This is a genomic window from Thiorhodococcus drewsii AZ1, assembly GCF_000224065.1.
GTDB lineage: Bacteria > Pseudomonadota > Gammaproteobacteria > Chromatiales > Chromatiaceae > Imhoffiella > Imhoffiella drewsii.
This window is the reverse complement of sequence record NZ_AFWT01000007.1, coordinates 15,265-35,909: the sequence shown is the minus strand read 5'-3', so window position 1 is coordinate 35,909 and position 20,645 is coordinate 15,265. Positions and strand designations below refer to the sequence as shown.

Below are 20,645 nucleotides of genomic sequence, written 5' to 3'. Positions count from 1 at the left end.
GCACTTCCGGCAGGACATCTTCATGCACGACGACCGACGACCGACAGCCGCACTCCACTCACCTGCACTCATGGTGTTTTTCGCCAATGTCGGCTTCGCCTTCAAGGGCGTCTTCGCCAAGCTGGCGTTCGCGACCGGGATGACGGTCGCCGGGGTGCTGATGCTGCGCATCCTGCTCGCCATGCCGCTCTATTGGCTGGTGGTGCGCCTGCTGCCGGACGGACACAGCACCTCCTGGCGAGACTGGCGCGACACCCTGCTCATCGGCACCCTCTTCACGGTCGCCACGATCGCGGACTTCATGGCGATCGACCATCTGGGCGCCGGACTCTCGCGCATGCTGCTCTTCACCTATCCCTTGGTGGTCCAGGCGCTCACTGCCGTGCGCGAGCGGCGCGCGCCGACCCGGCGCGAATTGCTGGTCTTCGCGCTCGCCTATCTCGGCTTGATACTGCTGTTCGCGCCCAAGGGATTCGGCGGTCATCTGGATCGCAGCGCATGGATCGGCATCGCCTGCGGCGCGACCGCCGCAGCCAGCTACGCACTCTTCCTGGTTCTGGGGCAGGATCTATCCAAGCGCGTGGGCGGACCACGCCTCACGGCCATGATGAACAGCACCACCTTTCTGGTGTTCCTGCTCTATGGGCTCTTCTGGGCGAGCCCCGAGGACTGGACTCTGCCGATCGAGGGCGTCGGCTGGATCGCCGTCATGGTCGTGGTGGCCACGGTGGTGCCCTTCCTGCTGCTGTTCGAGGGTATCCGACACACCGGGGCCGGACGCGCCAGCCTCATCGCCCTGAGTGGACCGGCAGTGACCCTGCTCGCGGCCTGGTGGATCCTGGGCGAGGAGATCGCGCCGATTCAGGTGCTCGGCTTCGCCCTGGTGGTCGCCGCCATGGGGCTGCTCCATTGGTGCCCAGGGCTGCGACTCGATCGGCGCTCGGTGGCCGGGGCATCACGCGGGCTACGCGCACTGAGATACAGGCTCATACCGTCGCGGGCATCCGCACCCGAAACCAAAGCGCATAAAGCGCCGGCAGAAACAGGAGCGTGATGCCGGTCCCGACGATGACGCCGCCGATCAGCACATAGGCGAGCGGTCCCCAGAAGGTATCCGTGGTCAGGGGCATGAAGGCGAAGACGGCGGCAGCGGCGGTCAGCACCACCGGCCGCGCCCGCCGCACGGTCGCCTCGATCACGGCCACCGACGCCTCCATGCCCTGCTCCCGGTTCTCCTCGATCTGCTTGGCCAGGATGAGGGTGTTGCGCATCAGGATGCCGGCCAGCCCGATCAGACCGAGCAAGGCGACGAATCCGAACTGCTGCCCGCCGACAAGCAGGGCCAGGGTCGCGCCGATCACCCCGAGCGGTGCCGTGGCAACCACCATGAAGGTCCCTGAGAAGCTGCGCATCTGGAACATGATGACCGTAAGCATCAGCACCAGCATGATGGGCTGAACGCGCTTGATGGAGGCATCGGCCTTTCCGGACTGCTCGACGGAGCCGCCCACGTCGATCCGGTAATCGAGCGGCAGGGCATCGCGGATGGTAGCGAGCCGTGGAATGATCGCTGCGGTCACGTCCGGCGGCTGGGCACCGACCACCTCGGCGTTGACGGCAATAAAGGGCTCGCGGTTGTAGCGCTTGAGGACCGGATCCTCGAACTCGACCTTGAGCGTCCCCGCCTGCGACAGCGGAATCTGGCGACCGTCGAGCGTCTTGATGGTCAGATCCGCCAAACGACCGGAGCGCCCGCTGCCCTCGGGCAGCCCGCGCAAGACCAGATCGACGTGACGGATATCCTCGCGGATCTCGGTCGCGGTGATCCCAGACAGCTCGTACTGGAGCTGCCCCGCGATCTCGCGCGGGGTGAGACCGATCGAACGCAACCGCTCGGGATCCAGTTCGAGCTTCAGCACCGGGACCCGCTCGCCCCATTCGAGATGCGCATCGCGGGTATTGGGATGGCGCGCGATCTCATCGCGCACCTGCTCGGCGATACGCCGCAGCACCAACGGATCAGGCCCCAGCACGCGGAAGGTCACCGGCCAGATCACGGGCGGGCCATAGAGCAGCTTGTGGACCCGCACGCGGGCCTCGGGGAATTCGCCGGCCTCGATGTGGGCGTTCAGATGCTCGATGAGCGCGTCGCGCGCGGCCGGCCCTTCGGCGACCAGGATCAGTTTAGCGAAGGCCGGATTGGTCAGCTCCGGATTGAGCGCCAGGAAGAAGCGCGGAGCGCCGGCACCGACATAGGTCGCGTACGAACGCACGCCCGGCGCCGACTGGATCAGCTGCTCAACGCGCTCGGCCACCGCTTGGCTCGCGCGGATGCTGCTGCCCTCCGGCAGAGTGATGTCAACCAGCACCTCGGGCCGATCCGAGGTTGGGAAGAACTGCTTCTGTACCGGACCGGCGAGTCCGGCGATGGCCAGCGCCAGCGCACCGAAGGTCATCGCAACCACCAGCCGCTTGTGCCGCACGCACCAGCGGATGACCGCCCGTAGACGCCGATAGAGCCGCGAGTCGTAGAGCGTCTCTTCATGGCTCTCGGATTTCAGCTTGGGCGGCTTCAGCAGCAGTGTGCCCAGATAGGGCGTGAAGGTCACGGCCACCAGCCAGGACACTAGCAGGGCGAAGGCCAGGACCCAGAAGATATTGCCCGCGTACTCGCCGACGCTGGAGCGGGCGAAACCGATGGGAACGAAGCCGACGACCGTCACCAGGGTTCCGCTCAGCATAGGCGCGGCCGTGACCGTCCAGGCATGGGCTGCGGACCTGAGCCGATCCCAGCCCTCCTCCATCTTCACCAGCATCATCTCGATCGAGATGATGGCGTCGTCCACCAGGAGCCCCAGGGCGATGATGAGCGCGCCGAGCGAGACGCGGTCGAGATTGACCCCGCGCATCAGCATCAGCAGGAAGGTCAGCCCCAAGGTCAGCGGAATGGCGATCCCGACGATGACCCCGGCGCGCCAGCCAAGCGCGACGAAGCTCACCAGCATCACCACCGCGACGGCCACGAAGAACTTGAGCTGGAACAGCTCCACGGCATGGGCGATGGCATCCGATTGGTCGGTCAACTGCTTGAATTGGATCCCCAATGGCAGATCGGAGCGCAACCGGGTCTGGAACTCAGCTAGACGTTCGCCCAGATCCAGACCGTTCTCACCACGTTCCATGACCACGCCGAGCAGGATGGCGTCCTCGCCGCCAGCACGGATCAGATAGCCTGGCGGATCGGCGTAGCCGCGCTCGATCGTGGCAACGTCCCCCAGACGCACGAGCCGATCGCCAACACGCAGCGGAACGGCCGCGATGCGCTCCGGATCGTCCAGCTCCTGATCCAGACGCAGATAGACCCGAGGCCCCGAGGTCTCGACCAGACCGGTCGGCAACAGACGGTTCTGGGCGTCGAGCGCATCGGCGACGCCCTCCGGCGTCAGGCCAAGCGTGGCCAGACGCGCCTGATCGAACTCGACGAAGAGACGCTGCGGACGCTCGCCCAGGATGCGCACCTTCTGCACCCCCTGGATGCGCGCCAGCCGATCGCGAATGCGCTCGCCCTCGCGCACCAACAGACGCTGCGGCAGATCCGGCGCGGTCAGCGCGTAGAGCGCGAAATAGACGTCGGAAAACTCGTCGTTGACGAAGGGACCTTGCACGCCCGAGGGCAGATTGGGCGCCTCGTCCTGCATGCGCTTGCGAACCTGATAGAAGAGCTCGGGCACCTGGGACGGCGGCGTGTAGTCGCGAAACTCGACGAAGAGATCGACCCGTCCGGGTCGGGCCGTGGTCTCGACCTTATTGAAATAGTCGACCTCGGAGATGCGTTTCTCCAGCGGCTCGGCGACCAGATCCTGCATCTGCTCGGCGCTCGCGCCAGGCCAGACCGCCGAGACCACCAGGACCTTGACGGTGAATGCCGGATCCTCGGCCCGACCGAGTTCGAAGAAGGAAATCAGACCGGCGACGGCCGTCACCAGGATCAGAAAGAGCGTGATCGAGCGCTCGCGCACGGCGAGCGCGGACAGATTGAAGCCCGCCCCCTGATGTGGCGTTCCAGCACCCTGCGACTTCATGGCCGCACCCTGACCGTCTGTCCGGGCTGAAGGCGGTCCACGCCCAGCGCGACCACCTGGGTACCGACCGGAAGCCGGGTGCGGATACGGGCATGTTCACCCTCGATCCCGAGCAGGGTGACGGCTTCGGCCTCGACATGACCCTCGACCAGACGCCAGACGAGCGGCCCATCGCCGCGCTCCAGGACGGCACCGAGCGGAACCCAACGGATCGCTCCCTCTCCCGGACCCTCGGCCGGGCGCTTGAAGCGCAGGGTCAAGGTGGTCCCGAGCGCAACTCCCTGGACTCCGTCGGACGCAGCCGGATCGATCGTGAACCGAGCGCGCCAGGTGCGCGTCGCCGGGTCCACGGCACCGGCGACCTCGCGCAGCGACACAGGAATCTGCGGTTCGCCTCCGATCGGATCGGCCACGGCCCGCGTCGGCAGTTGGGCACGGCGGTCCTCGGGGACATAGACCTCGGCCTCCAGCGGCCCCTTCTCGGCGAGCGTCGCCAATGACTGACCGGCGGTTACAACCTGACCCTGCTGCCCGGTCACATCGAGCAAGATGCCCGAGGCCGGCGCCTTCAACACGGCGTATTCGGTGGCATTGATCGCCTGAACCAACTCGGCCTCGGCCGCCACCAGCTGTTCCCGTGCCGACTGGGCCGAGGTCGCCGCCCGATCGTACTCCTGCTGACTGGTCAGCTTGCGCTTGAGCATGTCGGCGAGACGCGCCCGCTCGCGCTCGGCATTCTGGGTCTCGGCGCGCGCGCTGGCGACCTGGGCCTCGGCGGCGATCCGTTGTTGGGAAACGTCGCGCGGATCGAGCCGGAACAGCACCTGGCCCATCTCGACGCGCGCACCGGCATCGACCAGACGCGCAGCGACCTTGCCGCCGATCCGAAAGGACAGTGGGATCTCATGGCGCGCCTGCCAGGTGCCCGTGAGACTCCAGGTACTGGCGTCGGACGCCTGGATACGCGTCGTCACCACCAATGGCGCCACCTCGTCCAAGACGGGCTCGGCACTCGGCTGACACCCTGTCAGAAGCACCAAACCACCGAACAATAGAGACGGGGATATCTTGAATCGCCGCACGCACGCATCCTCAGGATTGTGACTCATGCTCCATTATTACTGTACGCTTTCGTTTAGTAAATAGAGAACCCGCCCACCGGCCCCTGAAGAAACCCCGTCCCGACGGACGAATGGCCTCTACCGAGGCATCGGAGCTGAAGCAAAACCTTCCGTCCTGGTACCCTTCCCCAACGAGAGAGGCACCACATCGAGCCCGAGCCACCACATGCCCGAGCAAGTCCCAGCAGAAATCGACGACCAAACACCCCGTTCGACCCGAGGCAGGCCGCCCGACGAGGGCAAGCACGAAGCGATGCTCGCCGCAGCGCGCGCGCTTTTCTACGCCGGGGGACTCAAAAGCCTCACCATGGAGGGAGTGGCGCGCACCGCCGGGGTCTCAAAGGTCACCGTCTATGCCCACTTCAACGATCTCCCCGGATTGATCCGAGCGGTCATTCTCGCCCAACGCGACCATATGACCGCCGTTCTCGAAGCGCTTGCGACGGACCCGACCCAGTTGCGCCAAACCCTGATCGAGTTCGGCCTCTGTCTCATGGATTACCTGACCAGCGATGAATTCCTGACCCTGCAGCGCATGCTGGCCTCGCAGGCCATGCAACACCCCTGGTTAGGCCCGATCATCCATCAGGAGGGCGCCGAAGCCACCTGCGACAAGCTGGCCGCACTGCTGGGGGACGCGGTCCGATGCGGCGATCTGCGGGAACACGATTGCCGGCTGGCCGCCGAGCAACTCCTCGGAATGTGGCAGGGCTTTCAAACCACAGGGCTCATGATCGGCGGATGCGCCAAACCCGCGCGCAAGGCGCTACGGCATCGGATCGAATCCAGCGTCGACCTCATCTTGAGCACACACGCACCGGAGAACGAGGCATCGTGAAGTTCGATCCGATCGGTTTCATCCGCTCGCCCTACAGGGACAAATTCGGCATCCCGCGTCAGCCCGGACTGGTGACGGCGGCCGAAGCACGACTGGAGCTTCTTCCACCATTCGCACGCCCGGAGGCATTCAAGGGCATCGAGGGTTTTTCACACGTCTGGGTGATCTTTGTCTTCCATGCCGACTGCCCCGAAGCGGGCTGGAGACCCACCGTCCGCCCTCCTCGTCTCGGCGGACGCGAAACGGTCGGCGTCTTCGCCAGTCGCGCGCCCTATCGCCCCAACCCCATCGGGATCTCGGCGGTCGAGCATCTGGGCCTGATCGAAGAGGGCCGGGGACTGAGCCTGCGCCTGCGCGGAATCGATCTGCTCGACGGCACCCCGGTGCTCGACATCAAACCCTACGTACCCTATGCCGACGCCTTACCTCAGGCGAGCAACGGATTCGCGACCCCGCCGGAGACGGTCGCGCTGACGGTGCGCTTCTCAGAACAGGCCCTGAACGACCTGGCTCAGGCCGATCCCAAGGGCGAGCTGCGTCTGCGCGAACTCATCGCGCAAGTGCTGTCGCAGGACCCGCGACCGGGTTACATGGACCGCTACCCGAACCGGCGCAACTTCGGCATGCGCCTCTATGAATTCGATATCCGCTGGCGCTTGGAGAACGGCGAGGCGACGGTGACCACCATCGTTCAGGCGAATGACTTGTCATGAATCAGGAACTGGGCATCAAGGCCGGGGTCTCCTAAAGACATAACCCCACAGCGCTGCGTAGAATGATCGACTCGCCCCCTGCAGACATTCGCACGAACGCATCCCCACCAACATCGAACCTCATGACAACCACGGATTCCCCACTCCTGCTGATCGTCGACGACAGCAAGATGTCCCGCATGATGATCAGTCGGATCGTCGCCAACCTACGCCCCGACTGGCGCATCGCCGAAGCCGCCAACAGCGCCGACGCGCTCGCCGCGATCGAGCGCGAGGCGCCGCACTACGTGAGCATGGACGTCAATATGCCAGGCATGAGTGGACTGGAGGCCGCCGGACGCATTCGGCTACACAACCCCGAGATCAAGATCGCCCTCTGTACGGCGAACATCCAGGATGCGGTTCGCCAAGCGGCCGAGAGCGCGGGTGTCAAGTTCGCCGCCAAGCCGATCACGCCGGATTCGATCGCCCGCATGGTCGAACTGTTCGAGGAATGAGTCTTGATGGCATTCGATGAATCCGGGCACGACGAACCCACACTCGACGAGCTGCAACTGGACGCACTGGGCGAGCTCTTCAACCTGGGTGTCGGACGGGCGGCCAACAGCCTGAGCCTGATCGTCAAGGACGAGGTGGAATTGTCGGCGCCGAGCATCAGCTTCGCGTATCCCTCCCAGATCACCCAAGCCTTGCTGGACTCCGAATTCAAGGAACTCAGCATGGTGGCCATGGACTTTTCCGGCCCGTTCGAGGCGCGTGCCGTACTGCTCTTCCCGGAGCGTAACGCCCTGGCAATCCTCAGCCACATGCTCGACCCCAACATGCCGCCGGAAGAACTGTCGGAGTTCGAGCAGGAAGCGATGTGCGAGATCGGCAACATCATCCTCAATGCCTGCATGAGCGCGCTGGCCGACGAGTTCGGCGTCGAGTTTATGGGCAGCCTGCCCGAGCACCATTTCAGCGATACCGAATCGCTGCCACTGTTCGGCGGCGACCAGAAAGAGGTGCTGCTCATCCTGCAGATTCACCTCTCCATACGTCAGGAACGCATCAATGGCCACCTGCTGTTCCTGCTCAGCGTCAGTTCGCTGCACGCACTACTGACATGCGTCGACAGCTATCTGACGCGTCTCGGAATACGCTAACGGCATGGATCGCGCGGCAAACGCCCAGCTGATGGACCAGCTGCAAACCGGCGTCGTTCTGCTCGACGATCGAGGCTGCCTCCTCTCCTGGAATGCCTGGATGACGCGCCACAGCGGAATCGCGCCTGAGGATGTCGCCGGAAGGCCCATAGAGGACGTCTTCGTCGAGATGAAACACTCCAGACTGCTGAACTGCATTCAGCAGGCACTGCGATTTCGGCTTTCCTCCGTCCTCACGCCGGGACTCAACCCGTCGGTACTCCCGCTTTACCAAAAACCCGGTGACCGCGAGCTGGATCAGCGCATGCAGCAGCTCGTTTATGTCACCCCGACCTGCAGCGATCCTTACGCCTGCCTGATCCAGATCCAAGACATGACGGCCACCGTGCGCCGGGAACGCAGGCTGCGCGCCCAGTCCTCGCAGCTGATCGCGACCACTTACCGCGATTCGCTCACCGGGGTCGGCAATCGTCGCCGATTCGATCAGGACCTCTCGGAGCGGTTCAGAGAGGCCCGGTCGAGACAGATCCATATAGCGCTGCTCATGATCGACGTCGACGACTTCAAGGCGTTCAACGATCGATTCGGACATCAGAAGGGCGACGAAGCTCTGATCATGGTCGCCTCGGCCTTGCAGGAAGGACTACGCCAAGAAGGGGATTGCATCTCTCGCTACGGCGGCGAGGAATTCGCTCTGACGCTGCTGGGCGCCGACCAGGAGGCCGCGAGCACCGTCGCCGAGCGCCTGAGACTCAGAGTCGAGGGACTGAGGCTACTGCACCCAACCTCGCGAACCGCTCGACATGTGACCGTAAGCATCGGGATATCCGCCGTCGTGCCGAGCATGGAACTGCCGCCCCAGACTCTCGTCAGCCAGGCCGACCTGGCGCTCTATTCCGCCAAGGATCGGGGGCGCAATCGGTGCATGTGTTTCGATCACACCGTCACCGAAGTACGCGCCTGCGTCTGATAGAGCGAGCCACGCAAGCCTTTGCAGGCTGAGCGAAGCGCAGGAACGGCGATCAAAGATCGGCGTCGAGCACGCGCTCGGCCCAGTCCGCCAAATCCTCCAGAATGCGCTCTTTGGAGGAATCTCCTCCCTCGGACTCCCAGAGCTCGGCCAGGCGAGTCTCGTAGCCATCGATCTGAATGCTGCCACCAGCGTCCGGATCGGTCAGGCGCGCCAAACGATAGGCATCCCAGTCCTCGGTCTCCTCTGGACTCAGGGTTTCAGGCCAGTTGCGGGCACGATAGCGGAACAGCATCTCGCGCAGTCGACCATCCTCGAACCGGGGCGACTCCTCGGCCAATTCGGACGGCGTCAACGCGCGCAGACGATCCAGGGAGCGCCGATCCCTGTCGGAGAGGAAGCCGCCCGAATAGATCATGAGATCCGGATCGCGCATATCGGATGCCTCGGGCGGTCGATGAACGGCCTCCACCTTGGCCTGGATCTCGGTCGCATGCTCGACCAGGAAGCGGGACCGTTCGGCGACCAGATGCGGATCGATACCCCAGCGCTCGGCCGCATCCGAACTGAGCGTCTTCATGGGTGCCAGCATCGGGGATCGATTCACATGAATGGTCTTCAGTGGAACCCGGTCGACACCTTCCGGCAACTCGGCAACAGGCGTGAAGAGACGCCGACGAATCGCATCCTCGGAAAGATCCAGGAGCTGTCGTGGATCGGCCCGCAGATCGAAGGCAATGACGCCATTGGCATTGCCCGGACGGGACGCCAACGGAAACACGGGGGCAATACAGCCCAAGGCAGCCGGATAGCGCGCCGAGGCGTGCAGCAATGGCTGGCGCTTGCCCAACATCTCGCGCACGCGCCGTTTGTCGCGCAGCGTCAGTCCATAGTCGAACAGCTTGGGTTGGACCCGACGCAGCAGACGCGCCATGCCAATGGTTGCCCTGACGTCGGCCAATGCATCGTGAGCACCCACATGGGGAATGCCGTTCGCTTCGGTCAACTGCTCCAGCTTGAAGGAGACGGAGCCATCCTCATGAAGCGGCCAGTCGATTCCGTCGGGCCTCAGTGCGTGAGCGAGACGCAGAACATCGATTAGATCCCAGCGGGAATTCCCATTTTGCCATTCGCGGGCATAGGGATCGTAGAGATTGCGATAGAAGAGATTGCGCGTGACCTCGTCATCGAAACGCATGCTGTTGTAGCCGACACCACAGGTGCCGGGCTCGCTCAACACGGAATGGATGGCGGCAGCGAACTCGGCCTCGCACAGACCTTCGCGCTCGGCGTCCTGTGGCGTGATGCCGGTGACGAAACAGGCGTCAGGATGGGGCAGGATATCGGCCGCAGGGCGGCAATAGAGGACAAGCGGCTCACCGACCTCGACCAGATCGAAATCGGTACGCACACCCGCAAACTGACAGGCACGATCACGCTGGGGATCGGCTCCCCAGGTCTCGTAATCGTGCCAGTAGAAGCTTTGAGCCAAGTCTTGAACGACTGTTTGGCCTATCGCGGTCGCCACGCCGACGACCGCCAAGGAACTTAGATCTTTTCCTTGATACGGGCTGCCTTGCCGGTCAGGCCACGCAGATAGTAGAGCTTGGCGCGACGCACATCGCCCTTGCGCTTCACCTGGATCGAGGCGACCGTCGGGCTGTAGGTCTGGAAGACGCGTTCCACGCCTTCGCCGTGGGAGATCTTGCGCACGGTGAAGGCGGAATTGAGACCGCGATTGCGGATGGCGATGACGACGCCCTCGAACGCCTGAAGACGCTCACGGGTACCTTCCGTCACCTTGACCTGGACGACGACGGTATCGCCTGGCGCGAAAGTGGGGACCTCACGGGTCATTTGCTCTTGATCGAGCTGCTGAATGATATTGCTCATGGTTTCCTTGGCTCCTGTTCTCAACCGGCGCCACCTTCGCGATGGGCCAGGACAAATTCATCAAGTAAGGCTTGCTCCGCCGCGCTCAGACCGCGCCGCGCCAGCAGATCCGGGCGACGCAACCAGGTTCGTCCAAGCGCCTGCCGCAGCCGCCAGCGTTCGATCGCAGCATGATCGCCGCCGATCAGCACCGGTGGAACCGAGCCTTCCTCGATCCGCTCCGGGCGAGTGTAGTGTGGGCAATCCAGTAGCCCGTCCATGTGCGAGTCCTGTCGCGCAGAATCTGCATGCCCCAATGCGCCAGGCAACAGCCGAATGACGGCATCCATGACCACCATCGCGGGCAGCTCGCCACCGCTGAGGACATAGTCGCCGATCGACCATTCCTCATCGACATGGGCCTCGATCAGACGCTCGTCGACCCCTTCGTAGCGTCCAGCGAGCAGAATCCAACCCGGCCGAGCGGCCATCTCCATCATCGCCGCCTGATCGAGCGGACGCCCCTGCGGCGAGAGATAGGCGACCCGACTCTCGCCCGCCTGGGCGCGCGCCGCCGCGATCGCATCACGCAACGGCTCGACCTTCATCAGCATTCCGGGACCACCGCCGTAAGGACGATCGTCCACTGTCCGATGCACATCACGGGTGAAATCCCGTGGATTCCAGAGATGCAGATCGGCAATACCACGCGTCAGGGCACGCCCCGTCACACCCTGATCCGAAAGGATCCGAAACAGATCCGGAAACAGCGTGATGACATCGAATCGCATGGCACGAAATCTCGGGCGTCGACAGGGAAACTCGTTCGGACCTGCGATCGGGGAAATCATTCGAGGCGCCGATTCGGCACCGAGCAAGACCCAGAACTAGAAATCAGGATCCCAGTCCACGTCGATCCGGCGCGCGGTGAAATCGACATCCTTCACGACCTCATCCCAAACGAACGGGATCAGTCGCTCACGATCACCCTTGACGACCAGCACATCGTTCGCGCCCGTCGGGAAGAGATGATCGACACGGCCCAGATCGACTCCGCTCACGGTGAAGACCGCCAGCCCCTCGAGATCGACCCAGTAGAACTCGTCGGAGTGCGGCGGAGGTAAGCGATCACGAGGAACGGAGATCTCTTGACCAACCAGGACGGCTGCTTCATCACGATCCTCGCAGCCATCAAGCCTGACAATCAGTCCCTTGCGATGGACTTTGCCTTCGGCCACGCGACACGGGGAACCCCCGGAGCCGATCAGCCAAGGCGAGTAGCCAAGGATGCCCTCGCGAGGAGCCGTTTCGGAGAAGACCCGAACCCAACCCTTGACGCCGTAAACGCCAACGATCTTACCGAGAACCACCCGAGAAGGGTTGTACTCCTTCATCGCCGCAGCCCCGGCCGCATGAATCAGGCTGCAACGGCCTCGCGGGCGGCCTGCTTCAGCAACTGCTTGGCGCGATCGGTCGGCTGTGCGCCCTGGCGAATCCAGTGATCGGCACGCTCGCGATCGAGACGCAACGACACCTCCCCACCCTTGGCAGTCGGATTGTAGAATCCGAGGCGTTCGATATAACGACCGTCGCGCTTGGAGCGGATATCCGCAACGACGATTTTATAGAAGGGGTTCTTCTTGGAACCACCTCGAGACAAGCGAATCGTGACCATGTGCTGTCCTGGCTCAGAACTGAGATTAGGCGTTGCGGGTGGCCCCGCAGGTAAACCGCCAAATATACAGAATCCGAGGAAAAATGGAAGAAGGAATTCAGTCTCGCGTGACAGGGCGCCCAAACTCCCGTCGACCGTGCACGAAAAATGGCGTAAACCGGATGTGACGCGTCATTCACGCACCAAATCCGCCCCTCACCCTGCGGAAAACGTCACAAGCCAAACCGACCCAGATCGACCAACCAGCAAACCGGCCAACAAACAACCACACGAAAACAACGGCAAACCACTAAATTAAAAAAACAAAAAACACAGAAGCCAAACGCAAAAAAACACCCAAACAACACATAAAACCACAAAAAATAACGTCTCCTATCCGATACTCAGTACTCGATTTGTGTTGACCGGTTCACAGTTCAGCAAACGTAGCCCAGAAAATCGTCACACAGGGGTGACATCGGATGTCCCAGAGTTGATATGCTAACCCCCAGTAAATCAACGACGCGCCCATACTCGGCTCCGACACATTAGGGAAGCATCGGACCGTTCGCATAGCCGACACCGAACGCGTACAGAACCCCTTAAAGAGATCCGACGCCATGCGTAAGCTTCTTGTCGTTTCCCAGGCCCCGCTGAACAACGAAATCGCCGAAACCCTGAAGGCCAAGCAGTGGGACGTCCACGTGGCCACGGATCCGGGGGCCGCCCGACGGCTCGCCGAAGAGCAACAGTTTCTCGTCGCCCTAGCCATCTTTCCCGAAAAGCAGAACACAAAAGAGGAGGCAGGCATTAGGGAGCTAGTCACCTGCCTACCGGAGATCAAGTGGGTTGCTGCGTTTGCGGAACAACAGATCGCAAGGCACGGAATGAAACACTTCATCGCCGAGCGGCTGTACGACTTTCACGTATTTCCGCTTGAAGGAGACCGCATCTCAACGGTCCTAGGACACGCCTTCGGGATGGCACAAATCGAACAGGACTTGATCACAATGGAGCCATTAACGGCTCCGAATCGCTTCGGACTGATCGGAGAGAGCGAGGTTATGCTCGCCCTGTATCGCATGCTGCAACGCGCTGCGGAATCCGATGTTCCGGTGCTCATCACCGGACCGACCGGAACCGGCAAGGAACTGGCCGCACGTGCCATACACGACCATTCGTCCCGATCCAAGGCCCCTTATGTCGCAATCAACTGCGCGGCCATTCCGCCTTCATTACTGCAATCGGAACTCTTCGGACACGAGAAAGGCTCCTTCACCAGCGCCAATAACCGCAAAACCGGTTACATCCAGAGCGCGTCCGGCGGAACCCTATTCCTCGACGAGATCGGCGATATGCCGCTCGAGTCTCAGGCAACCCTGCTGCGCTTTCTCGAAGACAAGATCGTCACACCGATCGGCGCCACGCGCGGCGTGCGTGTCGATGTTCGGGTCATCGCCTCGACCAATGTCGATCTGGAGCAGGCAATCCAAGACAAGGCATTCCGAGCCGACCTCTATTACCGTCTGGCATTTCTGACCATCCAAACCCCGAACCTCAGCCAACGCGAAGACGACATTCAGCTACTGGCCGGCCACTTCCTCGAACAGGTCGCCACCGAGGCGGGTATACGCAATCTGAAATTCAGCAACGAGGCCATTGCGGCGCTACGCCTCTATCACTGGCCCGGCAACGTCCGAGAACTCCGCAGCGTCATCTTCCAGGCGGCGCTGAGCTGCGACGGAACCCTGATCCGCCCGGAGCATATGAAGATCCATCTGGAGACACCTCTCGCCGCTGCGCCACCGACACCTGTGCCTCAGGAACACCCCACCGCCCCCAGCGTTCAGCCTCATGCGATGGGAACACTGAAGAACGCGCGCGAACAATCGGAGAAGCACAATCTGGAATTCGCCCTGGCTCGCAATGCCCGCAATGTCACCAGAACCGCGCAGGAACTTGGTGTCTCGCGCATGACGCTCTATCGACTCATGGCGAAGCACGGCGTCGCTCGCAACGCCTCGAACTGACCCGAGATCGGGAGGCGATGCGCCTGCGGACCAAAGCAGGCGATGGAGAATCCACATTGCCGACACGGGTCCAGGTTCCGTATCCTCGTCGTCCCAAGATCGATAGAGTCCTTCCTGGAACGGCGTCACATGTCTGTCAATGCCTGGCTCAAATCCCAACGACCGCTGGCCGGCAAATCGCTCGGCCTGGCCATCTGGCTCAATACGACGAATGGACTGCTCGCGATCGTTCAGGCCTGGTGCCTAGCGGTCATCCTCGACGACGTTATCTTCGAGGGTTCCGGGCTGGACACTGTCGCCCCCTGGCTGTGGGGGCTGCTCGCCCTCTTCGCCATTCGCGCCCTGATCCTATGGCTTGCCGAACGCTCGGCCTTCGAGGCCGCCGCCGGGGTGCGCACCACGCTGCGCAACCAGGTCTACCGTCACCTACAGCACCTCGGCCCTGGCTATCTTGCCGATCATCGCAGCGGCGCGCTGGTCGAGACCCTGACCAAGGGCATCGACGACCTGGAGGGCTATTACGCCCGCTTCCTGCCGGCCATGACGCTCACCATGATTCTGCCGCTCGCCATTCTCGCAGTGGTGATCCCGGTCGATTGGCTGTCGAGCCTGGTGCTACTGGTCACCGCGCCCATGATCCCGCTCTTCATGATCCTGATCGGATCGGGCGCCGAGGCGCGTAACCAGCGTCAATGGAAACAGCTCGCGCGCATGAGCGCGCATTTCCTCGACGTCATCCAGGGCATCACCACGCTCAAACTGTTCGGGGCCAGCCGGCGCGAGGTCGACATCGTCGCCCGCGTCTCCGATGATTACCGCATGAGCACCATGCAGGTACTGCGAGTCGCCTTCCTCTCGTCGGCGGTGCTGGAGTTCTTCGCCACCGTCGGCATCGCCATCGTCGCCGTCTTCATCGGTTTCCGACTCTACGACATGGCCATTCCCGTTCCGCATTGGCTCCCGGTGCCCGACATCAGCTATATCCAGGGGCTCTTCGTGCTCATGCTGGCACCCGAGTTCTACGCGCCCCTGCGCAATTTGGGCACCCAGTACCACGCCCGCATGGCAGCGGCCGCCGCCGCCGAGCAGCTCATCGGCGTGCTCGAAACCCAACCGGCCCAGCTCGAACCCGGCACCGAACCGCTCGCCGTGACACGCCCGCTCGGGGTGCGCTTTGAAGCGGTCCATTTCAGCTACGAGGAAGGCCGAGACGCGCTCAAGGGCATGAGCTTCGACATCCCCCCAGGCGAGCGCATCGCACTGGTCGGCACCAGCGGCGCGGGCAAGACGACGGTCATCAACCTATTGCTCGGCTTCCTGACCCCAGGCGCGGGCCGAATTCTGGTCGGCGAGCAGGATCTCTTCCGCATCGACCTGGACGACTGGCGCCGTCACCTGGCCTGGGTACCGCAACAGCCAAGGTTGTTCCAGGGCAGCATCGCCGACAACATCCGACTCGGCGTACCCGACGCCGATCTGGAGTCGGTCCGCGAGGCAGCCCGCCGGGCGCGTGCCCAGGGCTTCATCGAGTCCATGCCGGCCGGCTACGACAGCCTGGTCGGCGAGCGCGGCGCCGGACTCTCCGGCGGTCAAATCCAACGCATCGCACTGGCTCGCGCCTTCCTGCGCGACGCACCCTTCGTCGTCCTCGACGAGGCGACCGCCAATCTCGACCCCGAGAGCGAGCGCCTGGTCCAAGAGGGCATCGACGAACTGGCACGCGACCGCACGCTTCTGGTCGTCGCTCACCGCCTGGCGACCGTGCGCGGCGCCGACCGCATCCTGGTCCTCGACCAGGGCTGTGTCGCCGAACAGGGGACCCACGACGCGCTGGCCGCAGCCGGCGGCATCTACGCCCGCATGATCGCCGCCTACGGCGAATCGGGATCGGACGTCACCGACACGAACCCGGAGGACGACCCGGCATGAACGAGCTACTGCGTCTGTGGCGACTCTTCCGCCCCTATCGAAGCTGGATGATCTTCGGCACGCTCGCCGCCAGCCTGACACTCATCGCCAACGTCACACTCATGGCCGCCGCTGGCTGGTTCCTCACCGCCATGGCCGCCGCAGGCATTGCCGGCGTGGCCATGAACTATTTCACCCCGGCCGCCATGATCCGTGGCAGCGCCATGATCCGCACCGCCGGACGCTACGGGGAACGCCTCATCAACCACGAGGCCACCTTCCGGCTCATCGCCAGCCTGCGCGTCTGGTTCTATCAGCATCTGGAACCGCTCGCCCCGGCCCGGCTCCAGCAATATCACAGCGGCGACCTGCTCAGCCGCATCCGCTCCGATATCGACGCACTGGACAACCTCTATGTCCGCGTGCTGGTTCCCGTCGTCGTCGCCCTCATCAGCGTCACGCTATTCACGCTCTTTCTCTATCTGCACGCCCCACTCCTCGCGGCGTCCGGACTCTTCTTTTTCCTGCTCGCCGGGGTCGCGTTACCCATCTGGTCGCGATCGCGCGGCCAGGCACCGGGACAGCGCATCGCCGACGACGAGAGCACACTGAGAACCTCCGTGATCGACGGTGTCCAGGGGATGGCCGAACTCACGGTCTACGGGGCGACCGAACGCCAGGCGCAGCGCATCGACGAACTCAGCCACCGACTGATCGCCGACCAGGCCCGGCTCGCCAGCGACCACGGACTGACCCAGGCGGCGGTCGGCATCTGCACCAGCCTGAGTCTCTGGGCGTTGCTCTGGCTCGCCATCCCCATGGTGCGCTCCGGCCAGCTCGGCGGTCCCGAGCTGGCCATGCTGGCCCTGTTCACACTCGCCAGCTTCGAGGCCGTCGCCCCCCTGCCCCAGGCCTTCCAGCTCCTGGGACGCTCGCTCGCCGCAGCCCGGAGACTCTTCGACATCGTCGACACCCAGCCGGCGGTCTCGGACCCGGCCGGTCCATCGCCCCGCCCCGAACGCTTCGACATCGCCTTCGAGAGAATCGGCTTCAGCTATCCCGACGCCGGACGTCCGGCGGTCTCGGACATCCAACTGCGGATCCCCCAGGGCAGCCGTGCGGCCATCGTCGGGGCAACCGGATCGGGCAAGAGCACGCTCTTCAACCTGCTGCTGCGGTTCTGGGCGCCGGACAGCGGGACCATCCGCATCGGCGGACACGACATCGCCGACTTCAGCGGCGACGACCTGCGCCGTCATATCGCCGTGGTCAGCCAACACACCTATCTGTTCGATTCGACCATCCGCGAGAACCTGCTGATCGCCAATCCGCAGGCACCGCAGGCCGCCATCGAGCAGGCCTGCCGCGTCGCCCAGATCCACGACTTCATCGCCGAGCTGCCCGAGGGCTACGACACCTGGGTGGGAGAGACCGGGGTCCGGCTGTCCGGAGGACAGGGACGGCGCATCGCCGTCGCCCGCGCACTGCTGAAGGACGCCCCCATCCTGCTGCTCGACGAACCGACCGAGGGCCTGGACGCCGCGACCGAGCGCGACCTGATGCGGGCACTCGACCGCCTCATGACCGGGCGCACCGTCCTGCTCATCACCCACCGCCCAGCCGGGCTCGACTGGGTCGATCAGGTCCTGGTGCTCGATCAGGGGCGCGAACTGGCACGCGGCGACGTCTCGGTCGTACCCAAGGCGATGGCCGCCGAGCTGCTGGTCACGGCAGCGGAGAGGGCGACCGGCCTCCAGACTCCAGCCGCCAGCCACTCTTCCTGAGTCCTCAGTCCTCGTGATTGCGTGCCAGACACCGCCGATAGCGACCCTCCACCCGCTCGGCGAACCAGCGGGTGGTGAGCTTGCGGGTGATCTTGGGACTCTCCAGCGCGATGTCCGGGACCGAGGCCGCCGGGGTCGGCAGACCGCGACGTTCGGCCAGCTCACGTACGCGCCGATAGAGCCTGGTCCGTTCGAAGGCGAAGGACTTCTCCTGCAATAGATCGCGCCGGACCGCCGTCTCGTCCATGCCCAGCCCCTCGATCGCCCGCACGGCGCGCTCGGTCTGACTGGTTCCGGACGGCTCGCCGTCCTGGTAGCGCAGCAGATCGCCATCCGGGGCCAGATCGATTCCGGTCAGGCGGGCCACCAGACGCTGGAAGGCGGCGTTGCGACTGGCATAACGCCCGGCGTTGAAGTCGGCGAAACGATAGAGCATGCGGTTGTAGCTGACCGGATAGTCGAGCAGCATCGCGGTGCCGAAATAGACCCCGCCACGACGGCTGAAAACCTCCTCGCGCGCGCTCCCGGCGTTGCGCCAGGGATAGCGACGCTCGCGCATCGTCTGCTCGGCGAAGGCGACGCTGACCTGCATGGGACCGCCGGTGTGCACCGGATTCATGTCGCCGAACAGACGCTGCCCCTGAGGAACCTCCGAGATCATCTCATCGTAGAGCTCGGACAGCTCGCGCTCGGTGCGCAGATGGGCGATCCGTTCGGCATAGGTCTGACCATTGGACGAGGTCTTGCGCAGCGCCAGATCCAGCACGGCGCCCGGAATCAGATACCGTCCCAGCTTGCGCTCCATCTCGCGGCGGGCGATTCCACCCAGATCTGGCACCACCGGATCGGCGCGCCAACCCGACTCTTGCTCGATGACGGCGGCGACGGCGCAAACCTTGCGCGGCAAGGCCGGAATCGAAAGTGCCGTCATGCTGGTGGCGATGTCGCGCGCCCAGCCGGAACGGTCGCGCAGATCGGGCGGCAGGAGACGCTCGGCCAGATCCAGGACCCGTGCATGATGCTCCTCGGGCGTGCGGGGCGGCGCCTGCGGCCTGGACGGCGAACGCGAATTGGACTCGACGACCGGCGCGCCTCCGCCCTGGCGCTCCGGCACCACCGGAGAGCCGGAGCATCCCGCCAACGCCATGGCCAGACATCCGACCAGACTCGCCCACTCAATCCGGCGCCAACCGCCGATCCCCTTCGATGTCACGGCCCGCATCCTCACCCACTTCTGTCAGTTTGCCCCGTAAACGGTCGCAGCGACGCTCGCGATCCGCCCCAGGCGGAAGTCCGAGCGCCAGCTCCAAGGCTAGCGTCAGATCCCGCGTCCGGTGCTCATGGTACTTGGCCAGCGCGAGACGCGCCTGCTGATCTCCAGTGGCCGAAAGCGACTCCCAGAGCCGGAGGGCCGAGTCCCAGTCGCCCCGGCGCCGATAGAGCCGCGCCAGATCCAGCAGCGCCTCTGGACCCAAACGACCTCGCTCGGATTCGAGCAGACGCAGTGCCAGCGCCTCACGCCCCTTCGATCGATGGAAAGTCGCCACCGCGTGCGGATCGGCCCCAAAGGCCGTCGGATCGTCAAAGCTGCGCGCCAGGGCCGGCAGGAGACCGGCCAGCGACAGCAAATCCCAGCGGTTGTGACGCAGCACCCCGGACAAGGGCGCAATCTCGCCCCGCCTCAGCCATCCGAGCCAGGCGGCTGGAGCCTCGGAGCCTGGCAGATCGCCCTCGCGCACAAAGCGAAGCAGACGGGTCTCGGCCGTCGTCAGCCGGCAGTTCGGCCAGACCCGACCGAACGCCCGCCGTGTCGGACCCAGTAGATCCAGATGATGCAGATCGTGCAATGGATCAGGAAAACCGGCGAGTCTGAAACGGGTGGTCAGCAAGGGACCATCGAAGGCTCGACCGTTGTAGGTCACCAGCGTTCCGGCATCGGCCAGCTCATCGCGCACCGCCTCCAGATAGACCGGCTCGGCATCGAGTCGGGCAAGCAGATACTGACGCAGCCGCCAGCCATCGCCATCCTGGCGCAGCACCCCGGTCATAAAGGCCCAGGTTCCCGTCCCGCCAGCGAGACCGCTGGTCTCGGTATCGAGAAAAACCGCCGGCCACCGCAGACCCTCGTCATCCTCGCACGCTGGACGACTGCACATCTCGACCAGCGGTCGCTGAAGGCCGGGATCTGCGTCGAGGACAAAACACGACAGCGGCGCACAGCCGTGCCGGGTCCGACCATCCAGAAGCCGTTCCAGTCTCAACACCCCTGGAGCGATCCGCTCCGCACCGATCGATTCGGCCAGCGACGACTCGTCTGGCGCGCCCGGCGACCGAGCGGACGAACCGCCCATAAGCCGTTGCACCCGGTCGGCGAACGAGTCCTGAGCGACCGTCCCTGCCCGGACCAGCGGGGCCGGATCGACATCCCCCGACGCCGTAGGACTGCCATCGACGCACGCGCTCGCATCCTTGGTCGGTCCTCGTAAACGCCCCAGGCGTCCGGCAAGCGATCGATCGGCCATGGACGA

The 20,645-nt window shown here is 64.1% G+C and carries 18 protein-coding genes; 9 read left to right on the top strand and 9 right to left on the bottom strand.

Annotated features, from left to right (window positions below; translation table 11 throughout):
- Positions 1-22: 22 nt before the first annotated feature.
- Positions 23-1,054, top strand: a complete 1,032-nt coding sequence (locus tag THIDRDRAFT_RS06160; RefSeq protein WP_007039950.1) for an EamA family transporter — start codon at positions 23-25, stop codon at positions 1,052-1,054.
- Here the strand turns inward: THIDRDRAFT_RS06160 and THIDRDRAFT_RS06155 are convergent.
- Both THIDRDRAFT_RS06155 and THIDRDRAFT_RS06150 read right to left on the bottom strand, forming a co-directional pair.
- Entirely contained in the window at positions 987-4,082 is a 3,096-nt protein-coding gene (locus tag THIDRDRAFT_RS06155; protein ID WP_007039949.1) for an efflux RND transporter permease subunit, read from the bottom strand. The genes THIDRDRAFT_RS06160 and THIDRDRAFT_RS06155 overlap by 68 nt on opposite strands.
- Positions 4,079-5,191 carry an efflux RND transporter periplasmic adaptor subunit gene (locus THIDRDRAFT_RS06150; protein WP_139058653.1) on the bottom strand — a complete coding sequence of 371 codons (1,113 nt, stop codon included), beginning with the start codon at positions 5,189-5,191 and terminating at the stop codon, positions 4,079-4,081. Before THIDRDRAFT_RS06150 ends, THIDRDRAFT_RS06155 begins: the two co-directional genes overlap by 4 nt.
- 178 nt (positions 5,192-5,369) lie before the next feature.
- Here THIDRDRAFT_RS06150 and THIDRDRAFT_RS06145 point away from each other — a divergent pair, with 178 nt between their 5' ends.
- The 5 genes from THIDRDRAFT_RS06145 to THIDRDRAFT_RS06125 all read left to right on the top strand — a co-directional run bounded on the left by THIDRDRAFT_RS06145 (position 5,370) and on the right by THIDRDRAFT_RS06125 (position 8,869).
- Positions 5,370-6,041: a TetR/AcrR family transcriptional regulator gene (locus tag THIDRDRAFT_RS06145; protein ID WP_007039947.1), complete on the top strand. Its 672-nt coding sequence runs from the start codon at positions 5,370-5,372 to the stop codon at positions 6,039-6,041.
- Positions 6,038-6,754: a tRNA (N6-threonylcarbamoyladenosine(37)-N6)-methyltransferase TrmO gene (gene tsaA, locus THIDRDRAFT_RS06140; protein ID WP_007039946.1), complete on the top strand. Its 717-nt coding sequence runs from the start codon at positions 6,038-6,040 to the stop codon at positions 6,752-6,754. The genes THIDRDRAFT_RS06145 and tsaA overlap by 4 nt, the downstream gene beginning before the upstream one ends.
- Before the next feature lie 122 nt (positions 6,755-6,876).
- The gene (locus tag THIDRDRAFT_RS06135; protein WP_007039945.1) at positions 6,877-7,251 is read left to right on the top strand and encodes a response regulator transcription factor; all 375 of its coding nucleotides are present in this window, start codon (positions 6,877-6,879) and stop codon (positions 7,249-7,251) included.
- 6 nt (positions 7,252-7,257) lie between these two features.
- Positions 7,258-7,899, top strand: a complete 642-nt coding sequence (locus tag THIDRDRAFT_RS06130) for a chemotaxis protein CheX (RefSeq protein ID WP_007039944.1) — start codon at positions 7,258-7,260, stop codon at positions 7,897-7,899.
- Positions 7,900-7,903: 4 nt separating this feature from the next.
- Complete coding sequence (locus THIDRDRAFT_RS06125) at positions 7,904-8,869, top strand: GGDEF domain-containing protein (RefSeq protein WP_007039943.1); 966 nt, start codon at positions 7,904-7,906, stop codon at positions 8,867-8,869.
- 52 nt (positions 8,870-8,921) lie between these two features.
- Here THIDRDRAFT_RS06125 and sbcB read toward each other — a convergent pair whose 3' ends face one another.
- The 5 genes from sbcB to rpsP all read right to left on the bottom strand — a co-directional run bounded on the left by sbcB (position 8,922) and on the right by rpsP (position 12,416).
- Positions 8,922-10,361: an exodeoxyribonuclease I gene (gene sbcB, locus THIDRDRAFT_RS06120; protein WP_040844116.1), complete on the bottom strand. Its 1,440-nt coding sequence runs from the start codon at positions 10,359-10,361 to the stop codon at positions 8,922-8,924.
- Between the two features lie 56 nt (positions 10,362-10,417).
- Positions 10,418-10,762: a 50S ribosomal protein L19 gene (gene rplS / locus THIDRDRAFT_RS06115; RefSeq protein WP_007039941.1), complete on the bottom strand. Its 345-nt coding sequence runs from the start codon at positions 10,760-10,762 to the stop codon at positions 10,418-10,420.
- 20 nt (positions 10,763-10,782) lie between these two features.
- Positions 10,783-11,532, bottom strand: coding sequence for a tRNA (guanosine(37)-N1)-methyltransferase TrmD (gene trmD, locus THIDRDRAFT_RS06110; RefSeq protein ID WP_007039940.1), 750 nt, complete (start codon positions 11,530-11,532; stop codon positions 10,783-10,785).
- A 96-nt stretch (positions 11,533-11,628) separates the two neighbouring features.
- A complete protein-coding gene (gene rimM / locus THIDRDRAFT_RS06105; protein ID WP_007039939.1) occupies positions 11,629-12,135 on the bottom strand; it encodes a ribosome maturation factor RimM in 507 nt (168 codons plus the stop codon).
- Positions 12,136-12,158: 23 nt separating this feature from the next.
- Complete coding sequence (rpsP, locus tag THIDRDRAFT_RS06100; RefSeq protein ID WP_007039938.1) at positions 12,159-12,416, bottom strand: 30S ribosomal protein S16; 258 nt, start codon at positions 12,414-12,416, stop codon at positions 12,159-12,161.
- 599 nt (positions 12,417-13,015) lie between these two features.
- On the opposite strand from rpsP, the gene THIDRDRAFT_RS06095 reads away from it, so the two are divergent.
- The 3 genes from THIDRDRAFT_RS06095 (at position 13,016) to cydC (ending at position 18,117) form a co-directional block, all read left to right on the top strand.
- On the top strand, positions 13,016-14,425 hold the full coding sequence (locus tag THIDRDRAFT_RS06095) for a sigma-54 dependent transcriptional regulator (RefSeq protein ID WP_007039937.1): 1,410 nt from the start codon (positions 13,016-13,018) through the stop codon (positions 14,423-14,425).
- Positions 14,426-14,554: 129 nt separating this feature from the next.
- Positions 14,555-16,354, top strand: a complete 1,800-nt coding sequence (gene cydD, locus THIDRDRAFT_RS06090) for a thiol reductant ABC exporter subunit CydD (RefSeq protein ID WP_007039936.1) — start codon at positions 14,555-14,557, stop codon at positions 16,352-16,354.
- On the top strand, positions 16,351-18,117 hold the full coding sequence (gene cydC / locus THIDRDRAFT_RS06085; RefSeq protein ID WP_007039935.1) for a thiol reductant ABC exporter subunit CydC: 1,767 nt from the start codon (positions 16,351-16,353) through the stop codon (positions 18,115-18,117). Before cydD ends, cydC begins: the two co-directional genes overlap by 4 nt.
- A 4-nt stretch (positions 18,118-18,121) precedes the next feature.
- On the opposite strand, the gene THIDRDRAFT_RS06080 is transcribed toward cydC, so the two are convergent.
- Both THIDRDRAFT_RS06080 and THIDRDRAFT_RS06075 read right to left on the bottom strand, forming a co-directional pair.
- The gene (locus THIDRDRAFT_RS06080; protein ID WP_173364680.1) at positions 18,122-19,339 is read right to left on the bottom strand and encodes a DUF1615 domain-containing protein; all 1,218 of its coding nucleotides are present in this window, start codon (positions 19,337-19,339) and stop codon (positions 18,122-18,124) included.
- Entirely contained in the window at positions 19,293-20,639 is a 1,347-nt protein-coding gene (locus THIDRDRAFT_RS06075; RefSeq protein WP_007039933.1) for a ribonuclease H-like domain-containing protein, read from the bottom strand. The genes THIDRDRAFT_RS06080 and THIDRDRAFT_RS06075 overlap by 47 nt, the downstream gene beginning before the upstream one ends.
- Positions 20,640-20,645: the final 6 nt, after the last annotated feature.